The sequence below is a fragment of the Nitrosococcus halophilus Nc 4 genome (assembly GCF_000024725.1).
Classification (GTDB): Bacteria; Pseudomonadota; Gammaproteobacteria; order Nitrosococcales; family Nitrosococcaceae; genus Nitrosococcus; species Nitrosococcus halophilus.
On the sequence record NC_013960.1, the window covers coordinates 1,556,221 to 1,577,130 of the forward strand.

General features: G+C 51.4%; 18 protein-coding genes and 1 pseudogene. 5 read left to right on the plus strand and 14 right to left on the minus strand.

Annotated features, from left to right (window positions below):
- Positions 1-70: 70 nt before the first annotated feature.
- Positions 71-2,680 carry a UPF0182 family protein gene (locus NHAL_RS07460; RefSeq protein ID WP_013032565.1) on the plus strand — a complete coding sequence of 870 codons (2,610 nt, stop codon included), beginning with the start codon at positions 71-73 and terminating at the stop codon, positions 2,678-2,680.
- Positions 2,681-2,700: 20 nt separating this feature from the next.
- On the opposite strand, the gene NHAL_RS07465 is transcribed toward NHAL_RS07460, so the two are convergent.
- The 9 genes from NHAL_RS07465 to NHAL_RS20990 all read right to left on the minus strand — a co-directional run bounded on the left by NHAL_RS07465 (position 2,701) and on the right by NHAL_RS20990 (position 10,361).
- A complete protein-coding gene (locus NHAL_RS07465) occupies positions 2,701-3,969 on the minus strand; it encodes a cation:proton antiporter (protein ID WP_013032566.1) in 1,269 nt (422 codons plus the stop codon).
- 130 nt (positions 3,970-4,099) lie between these two features.
- Positions 4,100-5,386, minus strand: a complete 1,287-nt coding sequence (locus NHAL_RS07470; protein ID WP_013032567.1) for a Ni/Fe hydrogenase subunit alpha — start codon at positions 5,384-5,386, stop codon at positions 4,100-4,102.
- Entirely contained in the window at positions 5,383-6,204 is an 822-nt protein-coding gene (locus tag NHAL_RS07475; protein ID WP_013032568.1) for an NADH-quinone oxidoreductase subunit B family protein, read from the minus strand. Before NHAL_RS07475 ends, NHAL_RS07470 begins: the two co-directional genes overlap by 4 nt.
- Before the next feature lie 4 nt (positions 6,205-6,208).
- Complete coding sequence (locus NHAL_RS07480; RefSeq protein ID WP_013032569.1) at positions 6,209-7,063, minus strand: FAD/NAD(P)-binding protein; 855 nt, start codon at positions 7,061-7,063, stop codon at positions 6,209-6,211.
- Positions 7,056-8,174, minus strand: a complete 1,119-nt coding sequence (locus NHAL_RS07485) for a 4Fe-4S dicluster domain-containing protein (RefSeq protein WP_041354721.1) — start codon at positions 8,172-8,174, stop codon at positions 7,056-7,058. The genes NHAL_RS07480 and NHAL_RS07485 overlap by 8 nt, the downstream gene beginning before the upstream one ends.
- A gap of 146 nt (positions 8,175-8,320) precedes the next feature.
- Positions 8,321-8,881 carry an IS630 family transposase gene (locus tag NHAL_RS21845; RefSeq protein WP_157862509.1) on the minus strand — a complete coding sequence of 187 codons (561 nt, stop codon included), beginning with the start codon at positions 8,879-8,881 and terminating at the stop codon, positions 8,321-8,323.
- A gap of 5 nt (positions 8,882-8,886) precedes the next feature.
- Complete coding sequence (locus NHAL_RS21850; RefSeq protein WP_041354723.1) at positions 8,887-9,390, minus strand: helix-turn-helix domain-containing protein; 504 nt, start codon at positions 9,388-9,390, stop codon at positions 8,887-8,889.
- A gap of 127 nt (positions 9,391-9,517) precedes the next feature.
- Positions 9,518-9,946: a cysteine rich repeat-containing protein gene (locus tag NHAL_RS07500; RefSeq protein ID WP_013032572.1), complete on the minus strand. Its 429-nt coding sequence runs from the start codon at positions 9,944-9,946 to the stop codon at positions 9,518-9,520.
- A gap of 259 nt (positions 9,947-10,205) precedes the next feature.
- On the minus strand, positions 10,206-10,361 hold the full coding sequence (locus tag NHAL_RS20990; RefSeq protein WP_157862511.1) for a hypothetical protein: 156 nt from the start codon (positions 10,359-10,361) through the stop codon (positions 10,206-10,208).
- Positions 10,362-10,538: 177 nt separating this feature from the next.
- Here NHAL_RS20990 and NHAL_RS07510 point away from each other — a divergent pair, with 177 nt between their 5' ends.
- Entirely contained in the window at positions 10,539-11,762 is a 1,224-nt protein-coding gene (locus tag NHAL_RS07510; protein ID WP_013031487.1) for an IS256 family transposase, read from the plus strand.
- Positions 11,763-11,853: 91 nt separating this feature from the next.
- Positions 11,854-11,961, plus strand: a pseudogene (locus NHAL_RS22425) (DUF3604 domain-containing protein); the annotation flags it as partial.
- A gap of 161 nt (positions 11,962-12,122) precedes the next feature.
- On the opposite strand, the gene NHAL_RS07515 reads toward NHAL_RS22425, so the two are convergent.
- The 5 genes from NHAL_RS07515 to NHAL_RS07540 form a co-directional block, all read right to left on the minus strand.
- The gene (locus NHAL_RS07515; protein WP_013032573.1) at positions 12,123-14,435 is read right to left on the minus strand and encodes an HzsA-related protein; all 2,313 of its coding nucleotides are present in this window, start codon (positions 14,433-14,435) and stop codon (positions 12,123-12,125) included.
- 289 nt (positions 14,436-14,724) lie between these two features.
- On the minus strand, positions 14,725-15,225 hold the full coding sequence (locus NHAL_RS07520; protein ID WP_041354726.1) for a hypothetical protein: 501 nt from the start codon (positions 15,223-15,225) through the stop codon (positions 14,725-14,727).
- A gap of 316 nt (positions 15,226-15,541) precedes the next feature.
- On the minus strand, positions 15,542-16,042 hold the full coding sequence (locus NHAL_RS07525; protein WP_041354726.1) for a hypothetical protein: 501 nt from the start codon (positions 16,040-16,042) through the stop codon (positions 15,542-15,544).
- A gap of 833 nt (positions 16,043-16,875) precedes the next feature.
- Positions 16,876-17,283 (minus strand): response regulator transcription factor, encoded by a 408-nt coding sequence (locus NHAL_RS07530; RefSeq protein ID WP_013032576.1) that lies wholly within the window; start codon positions 17,281-17,283, stop codon positions 16,876-16,878.
- 194 nt (positions 17,284-17,477) lie between these two features.
- Entirely contained in the window at positions 17,478-18,098 is a 621-nt protein-coding gene (locus NHAL_RS07540) for a response regulator transcription factor (protein ID WP_013032577.1), read from the minus strand.
- A 186-nt stretch (positions 18,099-18,284) separates the two neighbouring features.
- Between NHAL_RS07540 and NHAL_RS07545 the strand changes: the two genes are divergently transcribed.
- Positions 18,285-19,454: a Gmad2 immunoglobulin-like domain-containing protein gene (locus NHAL_RS07545; protein WP_013032578.1), complete on the plus strand. Its 1,170-nt coding sequence runs from the start codon at positions 18,285-18,287 to the stop codon at positions 19,452-19,454.
- Between the two features lie 125 nt (positions 19,455-19,579).
- Positions 19,580-20,905, plus strand: coding sequence for a carbohydrate porin (locus NHAL_RS07550; RefSeq protein ID WP_238985469.1), 1,326 nt, complete (start codon positions 19,580-19,582; stop codon positions 20,903-20,905).
- Positions 20,906-20,910: the final 5 nt, after the last annotated feature.

Sequence of the window (20,910 nt, forward strand, 5' to 3'; positions counted from 1 at the left end):
AACAACTTGAAATAGAGCTTTATTAGAGCTAAATAAAGATAGATATTATCGGTCGTAAAAAGGAAAAATAATGTCCCGTTGGAAGCACAGGTTATTTATTCTCGGCTTCAGCATTATCGCCTTCTTTATTTTCTTGATTTTTGCCGGATTCGAAGGTATTCCTTTTTTAGTAGATCTCTGGTGGTTTGATGCCCAGGGCTATGGATTTTATTTCTGGCAACGGATGCTTTATCAATCGGTTGTTTTTATAGAAGTAGGTATTCTATTTTTTCTCGTTTTTTTTCTCAATTTTTGGATTGCCTCCCATTACCTAGGGACAGAACGGCCGGCTGAGATTCCACCCGGTACGCCCCGGAAAAGCTTTAAGCGTTTATTTAATAAATTCCAAACAGGTTCACTCTGGGTCTACACACCTTTTTCAGTGGTTCTCAGTATTCTGGTTGCTTGGCCTCTTTTTCAGCAATGGGAGGCTTTTCTGCTTTATCTTATGGCGCCGGATATGGGGGTTCAAGATCCGGCTTATGGTAAGGATATTTCTTACTATCTTTTTTCTTTTCCCATTTATGTACTCATCCTGCAACGACTGTTAATTGCTCTTTTGTTGCTTCTACTTGGGTTGGCGCTGCTCTATTGGATCGAAAACCGCTTGCTCTCTCAACATGGTAAGCGTTTGCCGCTGGGAGCAAGATGGCATCTCAGTATACTGGTCCTTTTCACCTTTTTGATAGAAATCTGGGACTTTGTGTTACAACGCAATGAGCTGGTCTATAGTGAAGCCCACCAGCCGCTATTTTCCGGCCCCGGCTTTGTGGAAATGCGGGTTATTTTGCCATTCATCTGGCTGTCCTTGTTTTTTTTATTGGGGGTTGCACTCTCCCTTGTTTACTTTATTAATAGACATAAAGGAATAAAGTTGCTGGTTTTTTTCTCCTTGTTTTTTATGCTTTCTTTAGGTGCTCGTCATTTTCACTTTCTACATTGGGCTACCCAGGAATATATCGTTAAACCTAATGAGCTATCCTTGCAAAAACCTTTTATAGAAGGCAGTATTCAAGCCACTTTGGATGCCTATAATCTTAGCGATGTAGAAGTTAGAGAATTTGAAAGAGAAAGAATTTTAGAAAATATTCTTAATACTAAAGTGCAGGACTTGCTTCGCAATATTCCTGTCTGGGATAAGGAGCTCGTCGGCCAAGTTTATCGTCAACTCCAGCAGCTGCGTACCTACTATAGCTTCCCGTCGACGAATGTTGATCGATATATGGTTAACGGGAAAAAACATCAGGTTTTTTTAGGAGCACGGGAATTAAATTACGAGAAACTTCCAAGCGGTGCCCGGAAGTGGGTCAATGAACATTTGTTATATACTCATGGTTATGGACCTGTCATGACCTCGGCTGGTCAAGGGCGGGGTGAAGCGTCTATGGACTGGTTTATTCGTGAAATCCCACCGGAGTCCGACCAGGGGTTTAATACTGAGCAGCCCGGTATTTATTATGGCCTAGGACCCTATCGTTATGCCATCGCACCTAATGAAAATAGGGAATTGGATTACCCGAAGGGAAACACTAATGTGATGACTGACTATCAAGGAAGAGGAGGGGTCTCCCTATCCTCATTGTTTGAAAAACTTGTTTTTTATTATTACTTCCAGGATAGCGATATATTTTTTACTACCCAAACCCATGACAAGAGCAAAATACTGTTTCGACGTAATATCACTGAGCGGATTGAAACGCTGACTCCCTATCTTCTTCTGGATGCTTCTCCTTATTTGGCTGTTACCCCCAAAGGTCTTTATTGGATTCAGGATGCCTATACGGCCTCAACCTGGTACCCTAATGCCGACCGATTAGGGTTGGCAAAATTTGAATTTCCTATTCCCCCTAAGGGAAACGAAAGAATCAATTATATTCGTAATTCAGTAAAAATCGTGGTGGATGCTTACCACGGTACGGTTGACTACTATGTCTTTGACTCTAGTGATCCCATCATTCAAGCCTATAGCCGCATTTATCCGGGTCTTTTCAAATCCAAAGAGCAGATGCCCGCTGATATTCGCGCTCATGTCCGTTATCCTAAAGATTTATTCGAGATACAAATGGGTATTTATGCCAAATACCACCAAACTGACGTGGAAGTCTTTTATCAACAAGAAGATGTGTGGTCTTTTGCTCAAAAATATAACAAAGAATCAGAAACTCGTTTAAGACCTTATTATTTGACCCTAGATTTAATCAAAGAGAATAGATTTGATTTTCTCTTATTTTTGCCCATGCTTATTGAAGGACAGGATAATATGCGGGCCATGATGGCGGCAGGTAGTGATGAGCCTTATTATGGTAAGCTCATTGCTTATAGCTTTCCCAAAGGGGAATTGGTGTTTGGGCCCTCTCAAATCAATACTTTAATTAACGAGAACCCAGAGGTCTCTGCCCAATTTACCCTATGGAGTCAAAATGACTCCGAGGTTGCTTTAGGGGCGATGATCATTATGCCGGTTGGCCAGGTGGTGCTTTATATTCAACCTGTTTTCCTTACCTTCAAAGGTGAGGTAAAAATCCCCCAATTGCAGCGCATTATCATCAGTGACGGCCAGTTCGTGGTGATGGAACCCACTTTGATGGGCGCCTATATCAAGCTTAAAGAACGCATAGAAGCCATGGGTGAAAGCTCGTAAATTGGAGGGGCCTTTTGGGATTACTTTTTATCGTTAGGGGCGTGCTGATTAGCAGGCTCTTTATCTGTGGCATGCCCTAACAGCATTTTGAGGAAAAAGGGGGTCATCAAGGTGGTCACTAGGGCCATAATGACGATGGCTGAGAATAAGTTTTCTATGAAGGGGGGGGTGGGTTCCGGTCGTTGGAATAGCCCCGCCCGTAAGGCAATGTCGGCAATGATGAGTTCGACGGCGCCACGGGCGCTCATGCCTGCTCCTATGGCCGCGGCGTCGCGGGAAGAAAATCCCATCCAATAAGCAGGCAGTCCGGCTCCAAGGAACTTGCAGACGAAAGCCGCGTAGATGAAATAGAGGATGAAGATGGGATCTTCGGTGATGGTACTGATATCGAGGTACATGCCAATGGAAGCGAAGAATAGGGGAGCGAGAAAGCCCTCGCTGATTCCACTGAGCCTGCGTCTAATTTCTTCATAGGCCGCCTCGTCGATAGTGCTTGGAGTGAAGAGCACACCGGTAATAAAAGCCCCGAGGATAAAGTGCATGCCGAGCACTTCAGCGAGCACGGAATTGGCCAGCGCAATGATGAGCAGGCCGCTGAAGTTAATTTCGTCAAGGCGAAACAGTGTGATGAATTTACCGATGAAGGGGAGCGTAAAATAACCCACCACGCCAGTCACCATAAAGAAGAGCAACGCCTGACCGAGCAAATACATGAACGAGACGAGGTCGGGGAGTTCACCCGTATTGATCATGGCCATCAGCACTGCGAGGAGGAACAAACCCAGAACTTCATTGATGAAGGCTGCCAAGACGATAACCTGACCCACCCGTGAATGGAGGCTACCCAAATCCATGAGGATGCGCACCGCGACGGGGAGCGCTGTAATGGAAAGGGTAGTGGCAAGGAACAGGATGTGGGCCTGTTTGTAATCGGAGTCGGGGACAAGCAGCCATCCTAGCCCCACTCCTACAGCCATGGGTACCACCATCCCGCCCACGGCGATAAAAAAAGCGCTGCCGGAGACTTTAGCCAGTTCTTGCAGACGTAAATGCATTCCCGCTAATAACATCAGAAAGAAAATGGCAAGATCGGTGAGGGCAATGAAAACCTTGTCCTCTGTGATATTGTCCAATTTGGGCAAGATGTTGGGATACTCAGCGGCAAGAGTGCCTAGTACAATCCCGGCTATCACCTCGCCAATAAGGGGGGGCTGGCCTATCCGCTTGGCAAGCTCACCGAGCAGGCGTGTCGTCAGCAGCAAAACCAGCAGTATGTAGAATAGTTCCATGGGAATGGGTTAGTCATACAAAATTATTGCCCTGCAATTTGAAATTTCCCAATTGAGTCGCCGTTTGCATCTCCCTCTGGCGGGAGCAGGAGACAGCAAGCAGCCCGTTATTGATTGGGATGGACCTCATTCACTTGCGCTCTATCTCCAGCCGAAGAAAGTGGGTAGAACAAGAAATACAAGGATCATAATTGCGGATACCGGATTCCAACCGTAGCCGTAAAGCTTCATCATCAAAATCCAGGGATTCTAGGATGCTGGCCCGCATATCCGCTTCCATTTGGGCTTGGTTCTGGCTGGTGGGGGGCACAATCCGGGCTTGGCGCACAAAGCCCTGGGCGTCCAATTCGTAGCGGTGCCAAAGAATTCCTCGTGGGGCCTCTGTGGCGGCCATCCCAATACCGGCGCGGGGTTCGATAGCCACATAAGCTTGCTGAGGACGGCGATAGTGCTTGAGGAGATGGATGGCTTCGAGCAATGCCAAATGGACTTCTAAGGCGCGGGCAATGATGCTGTGATAGGGATTGGTGCTGGGCCAGCCGATCCCGGTTTCATGGAGCAGGGTGGCGGTTTCTGGAGGCAGGCGATCCAAATTGTTATTCAGACGCGCTAGGGGACCGACCCAATAGGGTTGACCATGGAGGTGAGCATGGAGGGCGGTGGAGTGGGGAACTTGATATTCGACCATGTGGTGCTCAAATTCTGCCGCCCCGATGTCCAGGCCTTGACTGGAAACGAGACGGCCTTCATTCATGGGATATTCCTCGGGGTGGCGCAGGGAGACAAAGGGGGCAGGCCGGCTCACTTCCGGCAGCTTCAAACTGGCAGTCCAACGCACCAAGGCTTCAGCGTTGGGTAGCGCAGATTGGAGTAGTTCCAGCAGCTCCCTGGCCTCTTGTCGACTCGGAGCGCGGTAGAAGCCGCCCACCCGCACGCCCACTGGATTGACTGGGCGGCCGCCAAAGATTTTCAGAATTCGGTTGCCTAGCCCTTGCAAGCGCATCCCCCGTTTGACCTCATCGGGGTGATCCTTCGCCATGGCCATGGCGCTGGGATAGCCTAGGAAATCCGGAGCGGCCAGTAGATGAATATGCAAACTGTGACTTTCCATCCACTCGCCGCAGTAATAGAGGCGGCGCAGAGCCCGAATCTCTGGGGTGATAGTGGCCTTAAAGGCGCTTTCAATGGCATGGGTGGCGCTCATTTGATAGGCCACCGGGCAGATGCCGCAAATGCGGGCCACAATGTCTGGAACTTCTTTCCAACTTCTGCCTTGCAGGAATTTTTCAAAAAAGCGTGGTGGCTCAAAAATCCGCAAACGCAGATCCGTAACCTGCTTTTTTTCGATGCGGGCATAAAGGGCGCCTTCTCCTTCCACCCGGGTGAGTACTGGAACTTCAATGCGGCGGGTGCTCATGGCCATTCTCCCTCTCTTTTGGAAGGTAGAGGGGTATAGGTAATCTCTTTGCTTTCCCATTCCTGGGAAGCTTCCCGGAAGGCAGGAGCCCAATTATAAATAAAGCGGTAACGGTGCTTAATGGCCTCCGGCGAGAGCCCTAGACCCAGAAAGCGCCGGCCCAGGGCGGTAGTATTGCCGCCGGCCTGAGGACCGAAGCAGCCGTAACAATCGCGCTCCTGGTAGGGACAAAGGGCGCCGCAACCGGTGCGGGTCACTGGTCCCAGACAAGGTTCCCCCTTGGCTACCAGCACGCACACATTGCCTTTTCGTTTGCATTCTAGGCAAACCGATTCCCCCGGCACAAACGGAGTGACCCCCGCCATCAGATCGGCCAGCATCCGTTTGAGTTGTCCCGGGTCGGGCGGACAACCCCAGAGTTCGGCATCAAGGCGAATATGGTCGGAGAAGGGGGTGGAATGCTCCAGGCTGTCGATATATTCAGGGCTGGCGTAGACCGCTTTCAGAAAAGCATCATGTTGACCCCAATTGCGTAGGGCCTGGATGCCGCCGCCAGTGGCACAGGCCCCAATGGCAATGACCTGCCGGCTTTGTTGACGGACTTGCCGGATACGTTTGATTTCTTCGGGGGTAGAGACCGATCCCTCCACAAAGGAGACATCATAGGGGCCTTCCCCCAGATCACTGGAGGCCTCCACAAAATAGGCAATATCAACCCGTTCGGCCAAAGTTAATAACTCCTGTTCCAGGTTGAGAAATTGGAGTTGGCAGCCATCACAGGAGGCGAATTTGTGCACTGCAATTCGTAATTTGCTCATTGCGTTAATAGCCCTTTACTGTTAATAGCGGGCGGACTCGGGGATAGGGAAAAACAGGACCATCCTTGCACAGAAACTCTTTTCCGAACTGGCAATTGCCACAATGACCGAGGGCGCATTGCATGTTGCGCTCCATGGAAACATAGATATTTTCAATGAGGATGCCCCTTTCCATAAGTTCCTCGGCCACCGCCTGGAGCATGACCTCCGGTCCACACATCATGGCGATCCCTTTAAACACCTCAGGATGAACATCGTCTAAAACTTCGGTCACCAGGCCCACTTCACCCCGCCATCCCCATCCTGGTTCGGCGTGGCTTGCGGCTAGCAGGACTTGGGTTTGAGGCGCGGATTCCCAGGAGCGGAACCGTTCAGTGTAGATAAGCTCACTAGGACGTCGAACCCCATGGGCGATGGCCAAGGGGCCATAGTCAGCTCGGCGTTGGATGGCATATTGGATAGCTGAGGTGGCGGGGGCGCAGCCCACTCCGCCGGTAACCATCAAAAGCCCCTTGTTCTTGGCTTTCTCCATGGGCCAGCCCTGGCCAAAGGGTCCCCGCAGCCCCAGGGTATCGCCACGCCCAAGCCGGACCAAGCCCTTGGTCACTCGGCCTACGGCGCGAATGGTATGGTCGATGATTTCCGGGTCCTTGGGGTCAGAAACAATGGAAATGGCTACCTCGCCAATCCCGAATAGATAAAGCATATTGAATTGACCAGGCTGGAATTGATAAGCCGTCCGTGTTTCGGGGTCCCGTAGCCACAAACGAAGGGTAAAAATTCCAGGGGCTTCTTCAATACGCTCCACCACCTCGGCGACTAGGGGAAGGTAAGGATTGGAAGAGGGGATTTTAGTCATGGGATTTAAGCCCTGGCTGGTTGCGAATGGCGGCGACTTCTTCGGTGAGATCAATCCCGGTGGGGCACCAGGTGATGCAGCGGCCGCAGCCGACACACCCTGAAACCCCAAATTGCTCAATCCAAGAGCCCAGTTTATGGGTCAGCCATTGCCGGTAACGTTGTTTTATCTGGGGACGAAGATGCCCGCCGTGAACTGAACCATGTTCTAGGGTAAAGCAGGCATCCCATTGCCGCTTATGTTGGCTGTGATTCCCTTCTAAAGACATCTCGTCATATTCCCGGTGGCAAAAACAGGTGGGGCACACCATGACGCAGTTAGCGCAGGAAAGGCAGCGGGAAGCCACATCGTCCCAGCGGGGATGCTCCAAGTTATCAAAAAGCAGTTCGTAGATGTTGGTCGTATCCAGGCGGCGCACCTGACTGTCTGCTGCCGATTGAATTGCCTCTGCCGCTGTTTGGGTGTCCTGTTGAGTGGCTGCTTTCAGGGGAAGCTTGGCGGCGACCGCCTTGCCCGCGGCGCTGCCCACTTCTACTAAAAATTCATCTTCCAACTCGGTCAAGGCCAGATCAAAGCCCTCCCGCGCCCGAGGGCCAGTGTCCATGGAAGTGCAAAAACAGGTGGCCGCGGAGCGGGTACAGTTGACAGCGACTAAAAACAAGTTTTCACGGCGAGAGGCATAATAGGGGTCGGTATATTGGGCATAGCTTCCCTGGAGAAAAGTGCGGTCTTGGACCTGCATGCCGGCGATATCGCAAGCCCGGGCTCCGATGACGGCCACGGGCGGGGCCTCGGACAAGTTGTCATTAAAGCGGACTTCTCCATCGGTGGAAACGGTCCATAGGGTTTCTTCCGGGGCGAAGAGCAGACGCTTTAGGGATTCGGGGCCATGAACAAAATCAAATAGGCGTTCATCCCCCTCATCGATCAAGCGATAACTTCCCGGTTCCTGTATGCTCTTGATCCCCCGAGGCAGATCTTCCGCGCTGGCAAGTTCATCGAAAATAACCGCATCGGCACGAATTTGTGGACCCAAGACCCGGTAACCTTGTTCTTTCAGGATTTGGATCAGCGTATCTAATGCCGTCTTAGCTAATTTTTTGGATTGCATCGCTTTTCCCTTCAAGCTTCCCCCTTCAGGACAGGGTAGTTGATAAGCATAGATCTCTCCACTAGCCCTCGGGATCATGGGAGGGACTCGGGTACATTTCAAGGGGGGGAGGGGGGTTGTTTGAGGTATAGGGTCATACCATTTCTTTAAATATTTGCATGCTTTAAAGCGGAGAGGATAAAGGGGTAACCGGTTAAAGAACGAATCGTTTGTGGAGTGAGGTCCTGGAGGATTTCCCCGACAGTCTGTCGAAGGGAGTCCAGTGTGCTAAAGAGAACCCAACTGAGCTGATCTTTCATGTGTTGCCAAAGTCGCTCGATAGGGTTGAGCTCGGGGCTATAGGGAGGCTGGAACATCAACACGATATTCTCAGGCAACTCCAGCTTCTTGGCCCAATGAGAGCTGGCATTATCAAGTTGAACGATATGGAGAGCGTGGGGATAGCGTTGAGCGAGGTGATCCAAATAAATCTGAAAACAGTCGCTATCGTGATGAGAGAACTCCAAAAAGAAGCTTTCCCCGCTCAGCGGCTCCACTGCCCCATAGAGATAGAAGGCTTTAAATTGCCATTGCACCGGCGCTAGGGGCTTGGTGCCGGTCAACGTAATCAGTCGCCGAGGGATGGTTTTAAGCCCAAAGCGCGTCTCATCGTAACACCAATACCGCACCGCTAAAGCGGGGTCTTCCGCCCCGTAGAGGACCGGCAAAACTTCTAGGCGCCGCGGGAGTTTTTTTTAAAGTCCACCCCCGCCGCTTCCTCTCGATGAAGGTGGCTCGGGCGCGCCACTTTGAGCTTGGCTTTGAGCCGGTAACGTACTGTCTGATGTACCGTTTTATACTTAATCTGCAACCCGTATTCTTCCCTCAGCCACTGTTGAATCGCCCCATAGCTCTTAAAACCCGGCGGTTCTTTCAAACGCTGCTTTAAGGCCTGCTCCACCGCCGGCGGTATAGCTCGGGCACGCCCATTATGCGCCGTCCCAAGCTCAAGCAAGCCTGCTAACCCTCGGGCCCGATACCCCTCAAACCAGCGATAAAGGGTGGAGGGATTGCGCCCTAGCACTTTCCCCAAAGCTTTGAGTTCGGTGACCTGCTCGCTCTTGAGCAAATATAACGCCTGAACTCGTTCTTTGAGTTTCACCTCGCTCTGCTGGTGAAGCAGCGCTTTTAATTCCTCGGCACTCTCCGTGATTTCTAGCTCTAGGCGGCGACTCATCAACCTCGCTCCTCCCCATAAACTCGCTTTCAAACCTCCTCATTATAACATGCGGGGTCAGTACGAATTGGTATTAGGGTTTGCGTGGCTGGGGACGCCGCAGAGGACGCCCCACAAGTGTTGTGGCCTACTTAAGCTCCAATTTGACGTCCTCCATGGCTTGTTGGCAGCGGGGGCTGATCTGTTCCTCGTTTTTCTTCAGGCATGCAGCCAACCGTCCCTCGCCCGGTTTAATATCCGCGCAGTGTTCCTGCAGGTCAGCTTTGCATTCATTCGCCAGATAGGTTAGCGCTCCGATTGCCCGTTCAAGTTGGGCGGCGGCATCGTATAGCGCGTATTCGCAGCGGCCGGAGAGCTTGTCTTCGTGGGCATAAAGGCAGCAGGCAAGCACCCGACCCTCGCCGGGTGTCACATTGCTGCAGTAACTCTCAAGCTCCTTATTACAGCCTTCCTTCACAGAATTGGCGATGTTTTCCAGGGCCCAGGCATTGGTTGTGGCCAGTACTAGTGCCCCCATAGCTATGCCCATAAGGATAAAACTTTTCATCTTTCTCATTGCGACCTCCTTTTTACCGCCGGCGTCGAGCTTCCAGGGACAGATTTACAGCGTGTCTGGTCACGCCTGCACCAAACGCCTTAGGTCTCATTTAAACGAGAAATGCTCAGTACGGTACAAAAACACAGGGTTATCCTAAGTGCTTGCTATGATGACCTTTTTATCGAAAAGGAAGTGAATCCAGTAGCGTATCTGGGGTGTTTGTGAAGCGCCATTGAGCAAAACCCGGCGCAACGTATCCAACCCCAAACGGATCACACTACAGACACTCCGTTTGCCAGCGTTGGCGATAGTCCTCGAGCGCCTGCTCTGGGGCGTGGGTGGTGATGACGATAACGTGTTCTCCACTAGGTGCGCGCGTACCGACGAGATACAAGGTATGCCCCCACAGGCGCCGTGGCCGGTTGAGTATCATCGTCTCGCCGCTCTGAATGCTAAACAGCCGGGTGACGGGCAAACGAGCATTACGCTGACGGTTATGGGTCTGGGTGTTATTCGGGATCCGTAAGCGAAACGCAATACCACGCCTGAGGGGGTGTACAAATAACTGTGTAACTGGTGATCTGTAATTAACAACAAGGAGAAAGCACTGATGACCAGTATTGAAAAAAAGACCGATGAGTTGCTGGATGAACTTCTGAAGGAGTGCAATAGCCCGAAAGAGGTTCTGGGCGAGCATGGGTTATTGAAGCAGCTGAGCAAGCGCTTGGTGGAGCGGGTTTTGGAGGCTGAGCTGACTGAGCACCTAGGGTACGCGCCCCATGCTCAGGAAGGTCGGGGCAGTGGCAACAGCCGCAACGGCAAGAGCAAGAAGCGGGTTCAGAGCGAGGCGGGGCAATTGGAAATCGAGGTGCCACGGGACCGCAATGGGAATTTTGAGCCGCAATTGGTCAAGAAACGTCAGCGTCGGCTGGAGGGCTTTGATGAGAAGGTGCTAGCGCTGTATGCCCGGGGGCTCTCGACCCGAGAGATTGAGGCGCAGCTGGAAGAGCTCTATGGGGTGGAGGTCTCCCCGGCGCTGATTTCCCAGGTGACCGATGCGGTGTTGGAGGAGGTGCGGGCCTGGCAAAGCCGGCCCCTATCGGCCGTCTATCCCATCCTATATTTTGATGCCTTGTTTGTGAAATCACGCCAGGAGGGCATGGTGAAAACGAAAGCAGTGTACTTAGCCCTGGGGGTCAATCTAGAGGGAGAGAAAGAGCTGTTAGGGATGTGGATGAGTGAAAACGAAGGGGCTAAATTCTGGCTGTCGGTATTCAATGAGCTGAAAAACCGGGGGGTCGAGGATTGCTTTATTGCCTGCGTGGACGGGCTCAAGGGCCTGCCTGAGGCCATCGAGGCGGTGTTTCCACAGGCCCAGGTTCAGCTGTGCATCGTGCACAAGGTGCGCGGCTCGCTGAAGTATGTCCCCTGGAAACAGCGCCGGGCCGTGGCGGCCGACCTGCGGGCCATCTATGGCGCCGCGACCCTGGCCGAGGCCGAACAGGCCCTAGAGCGCTTCTCAGCGCGTTGGGATGAGACATATCCGGCCATCAGCCCCAGCTGGCGGGCCGATTGGTCACGGCTGACGGTCTTCTTTGATTACCCACCCCAGATCCGGCGAGCCATTTATACCACCAACGCCATCGAATCCTTGAACTATTCACTACGAAAAGTCTTGAAAAACCGGGGCGCTTTTCCCACGGATGAAGCCATTTTCAAGGTGCTCTATCTGGCCCTGAACAATATCACCAAAAAATGGACTCAACCCATTCGGGACTGGAAGGCCGCCCTCAATCAATTCGTCATCCTCTTCGCTGAGCGGATGCCCAAGTGAAAATTAGTTACACAAAAAACTTGACACCCTCCAGGCATGCGGATAATACCAGGGGCAAAGTGGGCCTATTCCCGCTTAGTGGACAGCCTACGATGCCCAGCGTTATGGGCTTCAGATGCCGAAAGAGGTTCCCATGACGACCCAGGAGCGCCCTTATACTTCGCCGATCTGGTATACGCCGGTCAAGGGTGAGCGGTGACATGTCGCCCGCCTCTAGAAGGGTATGCCTATGAAATACCCGCTACCCGCAAAATCCGATGGTAGACTTCTTGATTGCCTTTTTTATAAATCACACAGGGGGTACTCGGGGGCTGCCCCTCCAATGCCGAGGAGTCGTCCAGCAGCCCCCCATACCTGAGGTTAGTGAGTACCGTTAAAACGATAAGCACCAGCCTCGATCCAATCTGCGAGAATCTGTAGCTGAGCAGCATTGAGACAGGCGCTAGGGGGTGGCGTGCCGAGGTCTATATCATCGGTTCTATCCGTATCTGTCCTGCCGTCCATTCTCTGTCCAATAGCCAGCCAATACAGCAAAGATTCACGCGCAAATAAGCTATTGATGTACTTACTGCGCTGTGGTGGCTTAATAGTAACACCCAATGCTCTGGCCGTTGTAATGTAGTCGTACACTGCTTTCTCACCAGAGTCCCATGGGAAAGGCATATTGATCCTGCAATTTGTGTCCAACATCGGCCAAATATCCGAATTCCATTCATAGAGCGTTCCGGTTGCAGGTATCATAGTAGGAGTTACCGTTGCTGCTACGCTAATATCGAAGTCTTTTGGGTTTGGGTTGTCGTGATCATGGCAACCACTACAAGTGCGTTTCTCACCTGGACGTAGCGACATCGGTAATCTATCTCTGGCAAGAGAACGGCCCTCTGCGTCCACACTAGCCATGAGCAGTGGTGTATCACATGGTAATTCCGCCACGAAAGAATCATCTCTTTGCAGCGGGACGGTCCCAAGAACTTCGAGTTTGTGATTGTGCAGTCCATCAAAGTCTGAATGCTTCGTAACCTGATTCCAAGCTATCGGACGCCAAAATTTGATAGCTGCCACTAGGCTCGACTTATCAACGCCTTGCAAACTGCAACCCTGGTGTTTGCACCATTTAGGATTATCCGGGCCCTGCCACCCATTCTCTGGATCGATCTGCCCTTGCATAGAGGCCGAACCCAATATGCAAGTTCCACCCCCGGTCGTCGCCATCTGAGGCAATACAGGCTCTTGCCCGTAAATATCTTCGTACGGCATCACTGGCTGAGGTTGAATCTCGTGCCATTCCGGGCTATCCACCACAAGTGTGCGTGTGGCCGTGTCCGTTTCTGGGATATTGGCGGCGGTCTGTGTGTAGATTCCAAAGTCGCACCCTAGTTGGCCAACCCGTGTTTCCATGTTACCTTCGTTGTGACGCTTACAAAACCCTTGCCCCCAAGCAAATACCATATCGCCGTTAGGCAAGCCCATAGGGTCGCGAGCTTTGCCGTTTGTGCCTGCATCAATGTCGCCACCTTTACCCTTGAGTGCTATGTACTCGTTCGCATGTCGCTTGAATGGAAATGGGGCTTCCATTGCTGTAGGATCAACAGTAAAGCAAAGTATATTACCTGCTCCTAGATTATTTCCCCGGTAATAATTATCTGCGCATACATCACCATTGCTACGAACACCTAGGAAATGTAGCGCCTTTAATGTTAGCAAATCCCCGTCCCATCGAGCATGAGCGCCAAGTAATGCTTTGGGGTCACCCCCGCCTGCGTTGACGGTTTCCAAATGCCAGAAATTGTCTGCCGTACTCCCGTCTACCCGCTCTTTGTCAATCCACCACCGGGAATAAAGTAGGCCGAGCGTCGGGTGTAGTATTGGGTGCAGCACGTCACGCATCACGTGAGGGGACCAATTGACGGCGTTACTGCCATCTTCATTAGCAACCCATAGCTGAAAGGCGACGCCTTCCGGGCTGAAGCCGTCAATTGGACCTGGGTAGATATTGGCGCGAGTAGATGTGAACGCGATCCTGCCATCAGGTAACCAGTTCGGAGCAGTATCGAAATGCCCTGGGATGAGCGGCCATTGGGTCATGCTTAGTGTGGCCAGGTCAATAATGTGGATTTGCGCCTCGGTGGCATTTACTTTTCGCATGACCGGATACTGGCCCTCGATCATGGTGCCCTTGAATACGGTGAAAGCGACCTTAGTCCCGTCCAGACTCACACGTGGGTCGTAGGGAATGCAGGCAGGCTTCCCTAGGGCGACATCCGGGCAGTCGTAAAGCACTACCTCGGTGCCATCCCCTTTTAACCACACCAATTGCCCAGGCCCGGTGAGTTGCTGGCCGGTTACGCCTTGCCAGGTCACCTCGGAGAGCTTATCCAGTGCAGAGAGATTATCCAGCATTACGCCATTATTGGTTGTGTGCGTTTCAGCCTCAGTAGTACGGTCAATGCGAACGTAGACATAGCCATCTAATCCGGTACTGCTTTTGTTTCTGCTTCTATTGCCTCTGGCTTTTAGTGCTTGGATGCGTGCTTCACGGCTAGTAAGCCAGGTGCTGTGACCATCTTGTAGCGGCCGTAACTCTGCGCGTTCCGTGAATTTTATCTCTGCAGGTACCAGCGCAGGCAGTGCTACTATGATAGCCATTAGTAAAGTAATTGCTATTTTTCTCATGAAATCCTATATCAGGCCAGTTTGAAGTAATAGTGTTGGACTTCGCTTCAGTCATTGCGGCGTTGATGGGATAAATAACTAAATCCCGTTCAGCGTAAATGCTCTTCACCCATATCGGCGTGGTTTCAAGTTCCGGCAGTTCGGCGCCTTCCTGCTTAATAATCGGGTTATCTATCTTTTTCTTTAACAGCTGCTTCCTTTATCGCGTCCCCTTGATGGGCAACAAGCGGGGACTCGGGATGCCGTGTCGTATGGTCAAGTATCATTGTGTGCGGTACAGAAGGGTTTGTCACCATACAAGACCTGACCCTTTTTTCTTCTTGAATACGGTGAAAGCGACCTTAGTCCCGTCCAGACTCACACGTGGGTCGTAGGGAATGCAGGCAGGCTTCCCTAGGGCGACATCCGGGCAGTCGTAAAGCACTACCTCGGTGCCATCCCCTTTTAACCACACCAATTGCCCAGGCCCGGTGAGTTGCTGGCCGGTTACGCCTTGCCAGGTCACCTCGGAGAGCTTATCCAGTGCAGAGAGATTATCCAGCATTACGCCATTATTGGTTGTGTGCGTTTCAGCCTCAGTAGTACGGTCAATGCGAACGTAGACATAGCCATCTAATCCGGTACTGCTTTTGTTTCTGCTTCTATTGCCTCTGGCTTTTAGTGCTTGGATGCGTGCTTCACGGCTAGTAAGCCAGGTGCTGTGACCATCTTGTAGCGGCCGTAACTCTGCGCGTTCCGTGAATTTTATCTCTGCAGGTACCAGCGCAGGCAGTGCTACTATGATAGCCATTAGTAAAGTAATTGCTATTTTTCTCATGAAATCCTATATCAGGCCAGTTTGAAGTAATAGTGTTGGACTTCGCTTCAGTCATTGCGGCGTTGATGGGATAAATAACTAAATCCCGTTCAGCGTAAATGCTCTTCACCCATATCGGCGTGGTTTCAAGTTCCGGCAGTTCGGCGCCTTCCTGCTTAATAATCGGGTTATCTATCTTTTTCTTTAACAGCTGCTTCCTTTATCGCGTCCCCTTGATGGGCAACAAGCGGGGACTCGGGATGCCGTGTCGTATGGTCAAGTATCATTGTGTGCGGTACAGAAGGGTTTGTCACCATACAAGACCTGACCCTTTTTTCTTCTTGAATACGGTGAAAGCGACCTTAGTCCCGTCCAGACTCACACGTGGGTCGTAGGGAATGCAGGCAGGCTTCCCTAGGGCGACATCCGGGCAGTCGTAAAGCACTACCTCGGTGCCATCCCCTTTTAACCACACCAATTGCCCAGGCCCGGTGAGTTGCTGGCCGGTTACGCCTTGCCAGGTCACCTCGGAGAGCTTATCCAGTGCAGAGAGATTATCCAGCATTACGCCATTATTGGTTGTGTGCGTTTCAGCCTCAGTAGTACGGTCAATGCGAACGTAGACATAGCCATCTAATCCGGTACTGCTTTTGTTTCTGCTTCTATTGCCTCTGGCTTTTAGTGCTTGGATGCGTGCTTCACGGCTAGTAAGCCAGGTGCTGTGACCATCTTGTAGCGGCCGTAACTCTGCGCGTTCCGTGAATTTTATCTCTGCAGGTACCAGCGCAGGCAGTGCTACTATGATAGCCATTAGTAAAGTAATTGCTATTTTTCTCATGAAATCCTATATCAGGCCAGTTTGAAGTAATAGTGTTGGACTTCGCTTCAGTCATTGCGGCGTTGATGGGATAAATAACTAAATCCCGTTCAGCGTAAATGCTCTTCACCCATATCGGCGTGGTTTCAAGTTCCGGCAGTTCGGCGCCTTCCTGCTTAATAATCGGGTTATCTATCTTTTTCTTTAACAGCTGCTTCCTTTATCGCGTCCCCTTGATGGGCAACAAGCGGGGACTCGGGATGCCGTGTCGTATGGTCAAGTATCATTGTGTGCGGTACAGAAGGGTTTGTCACCATACAAGACCTGACCCTTTTTTCTTCATTTCTTGTGTGCGGTACAGAAGGGTTTGTCACCATACAAGACCTGACCCTTTTTTCTTCATTTCTTCACCGCCCCCATCGCGATCGCTTGCAGTCGAAGCCATGCCTCTGCCAAACGGCGGGAGTTTGGGCTTGCAACCGCCTTTATCCAGCTACCCGAATCAAAAAGTCATGGGGGGACTTAAGGCTATCGCTGAACTTTTTGGTATTGGTTTGTGTTGCGACTGCTTGGAAAACCTGTGCTCGGGTATTTGTTGTGCCCTAGCCGTACCCTTGATAGGGGGTGCTCGGGGTTCTTTTTTATCTTGATCCGACACGGAATTGAAAGTGAATACTTTGTTTAGTAAAAATTTAGATTAAACAGGGGAATAAAACAATCGCATTTGAGAAGAATGGGGGCGGTTTCGCGCTGTTCAACTGACCTTACGAGTTGGCAAGTCGCGTATGCTGTGGGCACGAAGGGGCTGCCATTAATGGTTTTTGAGCTTACTCTTTCCCGAGGCCGTTCTCTAGTTTTATGGGGGTGCTGGGGTTAAGCGCGGCATTTATCCCATCCAGGAGCACTTGATCATCAACAGGCTTGAAGAGAAATGCCACCGCTCCTGCTGCTAGGGCCCGAACTTGGCTTGCAGTATCTGTCCTGGCCGTGATGAAGATGATGGGTAACTTGCAGTGGGCGGAGGCTAACTTTTCCTGGAGATCGAGGCCATTGATCCCAGGTAATTGGATATCAAGAATTAAACAACCCTTTTCGCGAGGATGTCCGGTTTGCAAGAAACTCTCGGCCGAGGTGAAAGTTTCTACGACAAAGCCTGCGGATTTGATGAGTCTTCTTAATGACCTGAGGACCGAGTCATCGTCATCCACGATATAGATGACGGCTTGATTCTCCATCGCCTTTAGTTCCAAGGGAGTTTTTGATTGGTTTAGCCCTCTTAGGGAAGGCTATGCCGCTGAGTGAAAAAATGGTTGATAATACAAATTTAAAGACGGGTGGAGGGAACCTACAATTAGACCTTAGCCTAATGTGGATTGGGCTCAAGGGTAAAGGTTTTGTCCTCTGGAGGTGTTCTAAAAAGGGTGGATGGTTAGTCTTCTGATGATTGAATTCCCATTTTCTCAGCCAGCCTGACTAGCTGGGCAAGGGATTTAGCCTGCATTTTCTCCATGACCCGAGCACGGTGCACTTTGATCGTCTTTTCGCTCCTTCCTAACTTAAAGGCGATCTGTTTGTTTAACAGTCCCGTAATGACCAATTTGAATACTTCGGACTCGCGCGGCGTTAAGGATGTCAGGCGCTGTTGAACTTCTGTGATTTTGACTTGCTCCTGCATCGCCTGCCGGTTCAGCTCGACAGCTTTATGGATGGCATCCAAAAGGTACTGTTCATCGAGAGGTTTAGTAAGAAACTCAATGGCACCGCCCTTCATGGCCCGCACGCTCAGGGGGATTGTTCCATGCCCGGTGATGAAGATAATCGGCAAATTGCAATGCAAAAACGCTAACTTATCTTGAAGATCAAATCCACTTGGTCCAGGCATTCGTACATCAAGAACAAGACCGGCCGGTCGAATTGTTGGCTCTCGGCGTAGGAATTCTTGCGCCGAAGCAAAGCTTTCAACCTGAAATCCGACTGACTTGATAAGCCGTTCTAAGGAGCGTCTTATTGAGGCGTCGTCGTCGACGATGAATACAGTTTCTTCCATCATCAGCGCCCATAGTGGGGGATGGGTTACCTATAACCAAAGGTCAACCCCCATTGGACTAAAGGCTAACTATCGGAGGTGCTTTAATCCACTGATAATTATATTTAGGACATTGATAGGGCGAGTGCAACAAAAATATGAAGTAAGGAATTAAATGAATTCCCAAAGAAAGGGAAACTAGGCAAGAAGATGCAGATCACTTCCTATATCGGCTTGGTCGCCATCCTCGCGCTCATAGGATACGCCCACCCAGCTGCCAGCGATGCTATCAGTACAGATTTGGAGTTGGCCCCTGATCCTTTGAATGCTAGTTATGGGATTGAGGGCCGCCCGATACATTTGCGCAATGGTCATTACCAGGTACAAGCCGCTCCTGGTTCGGCAACCCAAGTCAAGACCACTGTATTTGGTGAGCCCGTCTATGGGGATCTGGGTGAGGATAAGGATGAGGATGCGGTGTTGTTGCTGGCGCATGCTCCCGGCGGCAGCGGGACTTTTTATTATGTGGCGGCTGCGCGCAACCTGGATGGTCAGTATCGGGGAAGCAACGGGGTTCTGCTTGGTGACCGGATTGCGCCCCAGGAGGTCACGATACGAAACAGAGTGATTATCGCCAACTATGTTGACCGCCAAGTAGAAGAGTCGATGACGGTTACACCCTCTGTGGCCAAATCGAAATATTTGACTCTTGAGAAAGACCGATTAAGCGCGATCAAGCCGCTCGGAAAAGACGAGCAAGTGCTAGAGGGCTGGGTCACCATCGGCCATGAAACGCGATCCTTTTGGCCGTGCTCGGGCAAGACTGACCTTTGGCTCCTGGGGGATTCCCCGGCCCTTAGTGAGATCATAGCCGCTTATGACCAAGCGTTGCCCCACCCACGGCCCTATACGCCCCTGTTTATGGTGCTTGTCGGCCAAATTGTCGAGGGGCCAAGAGAAGGTTTCGGGGCACAGTACGAGGGGGCATTATTGGCGACCCAATTGGTGCAGGTGTCTCCCAGGGGAAATTGCAAGAGTGAGTTCATCGTCGTGGAGGCACCTGTTCCAGGGGCGTTGATTGCCTCGCCGGTTAAGATCAAGGGGAAAGCCCGAGGCACGTGGTTTTTCGAGGGAGATTTTCCCCTTATTCTCACTGATTCAAAGGGGCAAGTGATTGGGAAAAGCTTTGCTACCGCCCAAGGCGAATGGATGACCGAGAAATTCGTGCCGTTTGAAGGCACCCTGCAATTCAAACCTCCCCGTTCGGATTCTCGAGGGATGCTGGTTTTCAAGAAAGACAACCCCTCTGGCCGTCCAGAACATGATGATCAATTGACGGTCCCAGTTTTTTTCAAAGGTAAACCACAATGCACTTATTAGTTTTAATGGGTCGATCGCTGGCATTGGTTTATGGCCTGCTATCTAGCAGGGAGAACCTGCACTTTGCCAGTGTAAAAAGCCAGTCAATGAGGCACGCCATCGCAATGTTTATGTGGGGTAGTACGATGATAGTCGCATCGCTGCCAGTATTTGCTGACCCGTCCTTGCTGGCGTCAGCCACTCCAACGGATGAGATGTCGGCCCCGGATGCACCAGCCGCGTCCAGCGCCACATTCGGGGGAGGCTTGTGGTCCCGTCCAAAACTTACCGGTAGTTGGGGAGGGCTGCGCGACCAATGGGCTAGTCGGGGAGTTATGGTGGATTTAGATGGCGTTTACACCTTCCAAGGGGTTGCCGATGGAGGATTGGAAGGGCCGTTGTTTCAGCGATTCTCAGACGAAGATGATACCGGCCACACTTTTTCTGGAGATCTGGTGTTGCAACTGGATACCGGCAAGGCCGGTTGGTGGCCGGGCGGGTTCTTGAAGGCGAGGTTGGAAGGGCGCTCTGGGACCTCCGTGGTGCAGCGCGCCGGCACCATCTCGCCGGTTAATAATGACGCCGTGTTTCCCAATGTGGAGGACCGCTTTGATGAGGAGGCGGGGGGCCTGACTGAGCTAACCTTTATCCAGTTTCTGAGCGAAAAGTGGGCGTTCTTTGGAGGTTTACTTAACACCCTCGATGGGGATGCCAATGAAATCGCTGGATCTGCCCGTTCCAATGCTCATTTTTTAAATCTTGCTTTCCTGATGTCGCCGGTGGAGGCTGCCTCTACCCCCACTGTGACCTTGGGCGGGGGAGTGCTCTTTCTTCCCCGAGAAAATATCATGGGTGCTTTATCGGCCTATAACAGCGAAGAGTCTGCCGGCGAAAACCCTTTTGACCGGGATCAGGGGACGACCATCGCCACCGAGTGGAGTATCCAACACGCCTTGGGGGAGCGCCCCGGTGGACAACGCTTCGGATTTCTCTATGGGATTGACCGGAATCGCCTTGAGATTGCTCAGGACCCCCGGGTCTTCATTGGCAGCATTTTGCTGGATCGGCCGATTCCTACAACTGACAGCGACACTTGGGCGTTTTTTTACAATGCCCATCAATATATCTGGGGAGACTCCAAAAGGGGCTGGGGCTTATTTGCCCGGTTCGGAGTTTCTGATGGCGATCCGAATCCAGTGAAATGGCACGGAGCTGGTGGACTGGGAGGCAAGGGACTATTCCCCGGCCGTCAGCAGGATAGATGGGGTGCGGGAGTGTACTATATTGACATGAGCGATGAAGATCTGCTGAGTGGTTTGGGAGTGGATGATGAAATCGGGGGCGAGATCTTTTACAACATTGCGGTGACGCCCTGGTTCCACGTTACCCTCGATGCCCAGATTATTGACTCCGCCTTACCTCGTACCGACACTGTATGGGTTTTCGGCGTGAGGACCTCATTAAACTTTTAAGGAAA

What these genes read in the sequence shown, in the direction of transcription:
- NHAL_RS07460 (WP_013032565.1), top strand. Translation starts at nt 71, where the DNA reads ATGTCCCGTTGGAAGCACAGGTTATTTATTCTCGGCTTCAGCATTATC.
- NHAL_RS07465 (WP_013032566.1), bottom strand. Translation starts at nt 3,969, where the DNA reads ATGGAACTATTCTACATACTGCTGGTTTTGCTGCTGACGACACGCCTG.
- NHAL_RS07470 (WP_013032567.1), bottom strand. Translation starts at nt 5,386, where the DNA reads ATGAGCACCCGCCGCATTGAAGTTCCAGTACTCACCCGGGTGGAAGGA.
- NHAL_RS07475 (WP_013032568.1), bottom strand. Translation starts at nt 6,204, where the DNA reads ATGAGCAAATTACGAATTGCAGTGCACAAATTCGCCTCCTGTGATGGC.
- NHAL_RS07480 (WP_013032569.1), bottom strand. Translation starts at nt 7,063, where the DNA reads ATGACTAAAATCCCCTCTTCCAATCCTTACCTTCCCCTAGTCGCCGAG.
- NHAL_RS07485 (WP_041354721.1), bottom strand. Translation starts at nt 8,174, where the DNA reads ATGCAATCCAAAAAATTAGCTAAGACGGCATTAGATACGCTGATCCAA.
- NHAL_RS21850 (WP_041354723.1), bottom strand. Translation starts at nt 9,390, where the DNA reads ATGAGTCGCCGCCTAGAGCTAGAAATCACGGAGAGTGCCGAGGAATTA.
- NHAL_RS07500 (WP_013032572.1), bottom strand. Translation starts at nt 9,946, where the DNA reads ATGAGAAAGATGAAAAGTTTTATCCTTATGGGCATAGCTATGGGGGCA.
- NHAL_RS20990 (WP_157862511.1), bottom strand. Translation starts at nt 10,361, where the DNA reads ATGATACTCAACCGGCCACGGCGCCTGTGGGGGCATACCTTGTATCTC.
- NHAL_RS07510 (WP_013031487.1), top strand. Translation starts at nt 10,539, where the DNA reads ATGACCAGTATTGAAAAAAAGACCGATGAGTTGCTGGATGAACTTCTG.
- NHAL_RS07515 (WP_013032573.1), bottom strand. Translation starts at nt 14,435, where the DNA reads ATGAGAAAAATAGCAATTACTTTACTAATGGCTATCATAGTAGCACTG.
- NHAL_RS07520 (WP_041354726.1), bottom strand. Translation starts at nt 15,225, where the DNA reads ATGGCTATCATAGTAGCACTGCCTGCGCTGGTACCTGCAGAGATAAAA.
- NHAL_RS07525 (WP_041354726.1), bottom strand. Translation starts at nt 16,042, where the DNA reads ATGGCTATCATAGTAGCACTGCCTGCGCTGGTACCTGCAGAGATAAAA.
- NHAL_RS07530 (WP_013032576.1), bottom strand. Translation starts at nt 17,283, where the DNA reads ATGGAGAATCAAGCCGTCATCTATATCGTGGATGACGATGACTCGGTC.
- NHAL_RS07540 (WP_013032577.1), bottom strand. Translation starts at nt 18,098, where the DNA reads ATGATGGAAGAAACTGTATTCATCGTCGACGACGACGCCTCAATAAGA.
- NHAL_RS07545 (WP_013032578.1), top strand. Translation starts at nt 18,285, where the DNA reads ATGCAGATCACTTCCTATATCGGCTTGGTCGCCATCCTCGCGCTCATA.
- NHAL_RS07550 (WP_238985469.1), top strand. Translation starts at nt 19,580, where the DNA reads ATGATAGTCGCATCGCTGCCAGTATTTGCTGACCCGTCCTTGCTGGCG.